The 4,146-nt window shown below is 54.4% G+C and carries 4 protein-coding genes; 3 read left to right on the forward strand and 1 reads right to left on the reverse strand.

Features of this window, described 5'->3' with window-relative positions; all coding sequences use genetic code 11:
* Window positions 1–28: 28 nt before the first annotated feature.
* Window positions 29–520, forward strand: a complete 492-nt coding sequence (ilvN, locus tag Q1K07_RS21205) for an acetolactate synthase small subunit (RefSeq protein ID WP_300315943.1) — start codon at window positions 29–31, stop codon at window positions 518–520.
* Window positions 521–751: 231 nt separating this feature from the next.
* On the opposite strand, the gene ilvY is transcribed toward ilvN, so the two are convergent.
* On the reverse strand, window positions 752–1,639 hold the full coding sequence (ilvY, locus tag Q1K07_RS21210) for an HTH-type transcriptional activator IlvY (RefSeq protein ID WP_300315934.1): 888 nt from the start codon (window positions 1,637–1,639) through the stop codon (window positions 752–754).
* 220 nt (window positions 1,640–1,859) lie between these two features.
* Between ilvY and ilvC the strand changes: the two genes are divergently transcribed.
* A complete protein-coding gene (gene ilvC / locus Q1K07_RS21215; RefSeq protein WP_300315937.1) occupies window positions 1,860–2,876 on the forward strand; it encodes a ketol-acid reductoisomerase in 1,017 nt (338 codons plus the stop codon).
* 157 nt (window positions 2,877–3,033) lie between these two features.
* Window positions 3,034–3,864, forward strand: coding sequence for a CDP-diacylglycerol--serine O-phosphatidyltransferase (gene pssA, locus Q1K07_RS21220; RefSeq protein ID WP_300315940.1), 831 nt, complete (start codon window positions 3,034–3,036; stop codon window positions 3,862–3,864).
* The last annotated feature ends 282 nt before the right edge of the window (window positions 3,865–4,146 follow it).

The following is a 4,146-nucleotide window of genomic DNA, read 5'->3' on the forward strand; positions in this document are numbered from 1 at the left end:
TGCTGCTTTCCAAGACGGAGCGGACCTGATGCGCCATATCATCTCGATTCTGATGGAAAATGAACCGGGAGCACTGTCGCGTGTGGTCGGCCTGTTCTCCCAGCGTAACTTCAACATCGAAACCTTGAACGTCGCTCCGACCGATGACCCTACGTTATCGCGTCTGACGGTCACCACCATTGGTGAAGATCGGGTTATCGAGCAGATCACCAAGCATCTCAACAAGCTGATCGATGTGATCAAGCTGGTCGACTTGACGGAAGGCAATCACATCGAGCGTGAGTTGATGCTGGTCAAGGTCAAGGCTCTGGGGGCGGCGCGTGACGAAGTGAAGCGCACGGTGGATATCTTCCGTGCTCAAATCGTCGACGTGACGCCAAGCCTGTACACCGTACAGATCACCGGAGATGCAGAGAAGCTGGATGCGTTCCTCCAGGCCATGAGTCAGGTAGGGGTGCTGGAAGTGGCTCGTACCGGTGTTTCTGGTATTGCCCGCGGTGACAAGGTGCTGAGCCTTTAAGCTACGAGCTACGAGCTACGAGCTACGAGCTACGAGCTACGAGCTACGAGTTACGAGCTACGAGCTACGAGCTGTAAGCTTTAAGCCATGAGCTCAGGCGCCAAGTGAAAGCCCCTGCAGTGATTGAACTGCAGGGGCTTTTGTCTGTAATCCATGGGGCACTGAACGGTTCGCCGCTTGATACTCGCGGCTTACGGCTTACGGCTTACGGCTTACGGCTTGCCGCCCGCCTCAGTGTTCTTCCACCTCTTGCCACAATGCATCGATCAAGGGGTTCTTGAGTCGCCGGTTCAGTACGCACAGGCCGACATCGTAATAGGGCAGTTCGGGCTTCACTGGCAGGATTCTGACTCGTTCGGCCAAGGGACTGGCTTCCAGAACGATGCGTGGCACTACGCCTATGCCGAAGCCGAGACCCACCATACTGACGATGGCTTCGTGTCCTGCGACCTGGGCATAAATCTTGGGTAAGACGCCCAATGCCCTGAACCATGTGTCCGCCAGTTCCCGAGATAGCCCTGATTCAGAGAGGATCATGGGGACCCTTTTCCACTGATCCTGACTGGGAGACTGAGGCTCTCGGGGGATCCATGGTTGATCTTCATGAGGAGCGATGAAGACCAGTGCCGATCGCGTCAGCGACTTGAAGGCCAGCCCATCCGGAATCTGGCGGGGACGAAAAGTGATCGACATGTCCTCGTCTCCAGACAGAACCTGTTGAATGGCTCGAGCCGGGTCACCTGTATGCAGTTTGAGTTCTATGCCGGGATGGCGGCCGCGAAATTCACTCAGCAAGGTGTACAGGAAGCTGTAGCTGGCGGTGACTGAACAGTAGATGCTGATTTCGCCAGTGAGCTGCTTGGCATCGCTCTGCAGGGATAAGCGTACTTGCTCCCAATGTTCCAGAGCCTCGCGAGCATAGGACTGAAATCGCCTTCCTTGAGCGGTCAACACAACGTGGCGGTTGTCGCGCTGAAAAAGGGCTACACCCAGTTGTTCTTCTAAGCCTCGAATGGAACGGCTCAGAGTTGAAGGGCTGACATGACAGGCATCACTGGCCCGGCCGAAGTGGAGAGTGTCGGACAGAGTGAGAAAATGTCGGAGAGGGCGAAAGTCCATAGCGATTTTGCATGTGATCTTTATTTCATGATGTGAAACGTAGTATTGCAAATATAGCGTTTTACGCAATACCGATGTGCGCGTAAGGTGGGCTCATCGGCGGCAGATACCACTGACCGCCAACCCAGCGCCGCACAAGATGGCGCGGGTGGCCATCAACGCTGAATGTCATAAAAGAACATTAATACCGTCATCCCGATATAGGTTTCAGGAGCACATCATGCGAGTTTATTACGATAAAGACTGCGATCTTCAGCTCATCCAGAGCAAGAAAGTTGTCATCGTCGGTTACGGTTCCCAGGGCCATGCCCACGCCAACAACCTGAAAGAGTCGGGTGTCGACGTGACGGTTGCTCTGCGTGCTGGCTCTTCATCTGCCGCCAAGGCTGAAGCTGCTGGCCTGAAAGTGGCTCCTGTTGCCGAAGCATGCAAGAGCGCTGACGTAGTAATGGTGCTCGCTCCTGACGAGAACCAGAAGGCCATCTACGAGAATGATATCGAGCCGAACCTGAAGGAAGGCGCAACGCTGGCTTTCGCTCATGGTTTCAATATTCATTACAACCAGGTCGAACCGCGCAAGGACCTGGACGTCGTGATGATCGCTCCGAAAGCCCCGGGCCATACCGTACGCTCCGAGTTCACTCGTGGTGGTGGTATTCCTGACCTGATCGCCATCCATCAGGATGCTTCCGGTCAAGCGAAGGAGCTGTCTCTGTCCTATGCAGCTGCCATCGGTGGTGGTCGTAGCGGTATTATCGAAACGACGTTCAAGGACGAGACTGAAACCGATCTGTTTGGTGAGCAGGCAGTCCTGTGTGGCGGCGCTGTCGAGCTGGTCAAGGCTGGCTTCGAAACCCTGACCGAAGCAGGCTATGCACCCGAAATGGCTTACTTCGAGTGCCTCCACGAGCTCAAGCTGATTGTTGACCTGATGTACGAAGGCGGCATCGCCAACATGAACTACTCCATCTCCAACAATGCGGAGTATGGCGAGTATGTGACTGGCCTTGAAGTTATCAATGATGAATCTCGTGCTGCCATGCGTAATGCTCTGAAGCGCATTCAGACCGGCGAGTACGCCAAGATGTTCATCAACGAAGGCAACACCAACTATCCGTCCATGACGGCTCGTCGTCGCCTGAATGCGGAGCACCAGATCGAGCAGGTGGGTGCCAAGCTGCGTGCCATGATGCCTTGGATCGCTGCCAACCAACTGGTCGACAAGAGCAAGAACTGAGTCGATGAACTGCTCCGGCTGGATGGGCAGTTGATGCAAGTTGATAAAAAGCGCGGAGAGATCCGCGCTTTTTTTGTGTCTTTGCTCGCTAGTGTGGAGGTGGTTTTGCCATGGTTGTGTAGAATGAGGCCATCTTCGAAGGCTATGGATGCAAGTGATGAATCAGGATGCCAACAATCACGACGATCAGGATAAGGCGACCACCGAGGAAGATCTTGCCTCGGCCTTTGTACGTGATTCGGAAGTAGTCGAGGAGGCGGAAGAAGAGGGGCGAAAGATTCGTCGCCGAGGTATCTATCTACTGCCCAACCTGTTTACGACTTCAGCTCTGTTCTCGGGCTTTTTTGCGGTGGTGGCAGCACTCAATGGTAGTTTTGGTGCGGCATCCATTGCCATCTTCATCGCCATGGTGCTCGATGGACTGGATGGCCGTGTGGCTCGCATGACCAATACGCAGAGTGCTTTCGGTGCAGAGTACGATAGCCTGGCCGACATGATTTCCTTCGGGATGGCGCCTAGTCTCGTTGCCTTTACCTGGATATTGCAGGATGTGGGCAAGACAGGCTGGGTCGTGGCTTTTCTCTATGTGGCTTGTGCGGCCTTGCGCCTGGCGCGTTTCAATGTGCAGATCGGCAGTGTCGACAAGAAATGGTTTATCGGGCTGCCGAGTCCATCAGCGGCGGCGCTGGTAGCGGCAAGCGTCTGGACCTTTCATAACTTTGATGCTGAGGCCTTCGGCTTCAAGATACTGATGCTGCTCGTAGTGGGCGCAGCAGGAGTGCTGATGGTCAGTAATATCCGTTACTACAGCTTCAAGGACATTGATCTCAAGGGGCCAGTGCCCTTTGTTGTGCTGTTGGCTATCGTGCTTGGCTTTGTAGTCATTTCCATTGAGCCTTCCGTCATGCTGCTGCTGTTGTTTGGTACCTATGTGGCTTCAGGGCCTGTATTGGCTCTGATGCGCAAATTGAGGCGCAGTACGCATTAAGCCGCTATACTTGTTTTCGCAGCATGGACGCCCGCCTTGAGCGGGCGTCGTTGTCTCTACGTGAGGCCGTCAAACTATCCACAGACGGGTGGCGACGACGGTCTTGTGGATAAGGGTGACGGACATGAATGTCATACTAGGTTCATGGCCGCGTCATTGCCCTGAAACTTTTTTACAGAAAGTCCTTGCAGGGCTCCGGTGAAATCCGTAAAGTACGCATCCGCTGCCGGGGACGAGACAACGTCACCAGCGGTAAGAGGTGGTAAAAGCAATTGATTTGAA

The organism is Halomonas sp. (assembly GCF_029263665.1).
Classification (GTDB): domain Bacteria; phylum Pseudomonadota; class Gammaproteobacteria; order Pseudomonadales; family Halomonadaceae; genus Halomonas.

Excerpts from the sequence above, each read along its gene's own strand:
- ilvN (WP_300315943.1), top strand. The coding sequence starts at position 29 with ATGCGCCATATCATCTCGATTCTGATGGAAAATGAACCGGGAGCACTG.
- ilvY (WP_300315934.1), bottom strand. The coding sequence starts at position 1,639 with ATGGACTTTCGCCCTCTCCGACATTTTCTCACTCTGTCCGACACTCTC.
- ilvC (WP_300315937.1), top strand. The coding sequence starts at position 1,860 with ATGCGAGTTTATTACGATAAAGACTGCGATCTTCAGCTCATCCAGAGC.
- pssA (WP_300315940.1), top strand. The coding sequence starts at position 3,034 with ATGAATCAGGATGCCAACAATCACGACGATCAGGATAAGGCGACCACC.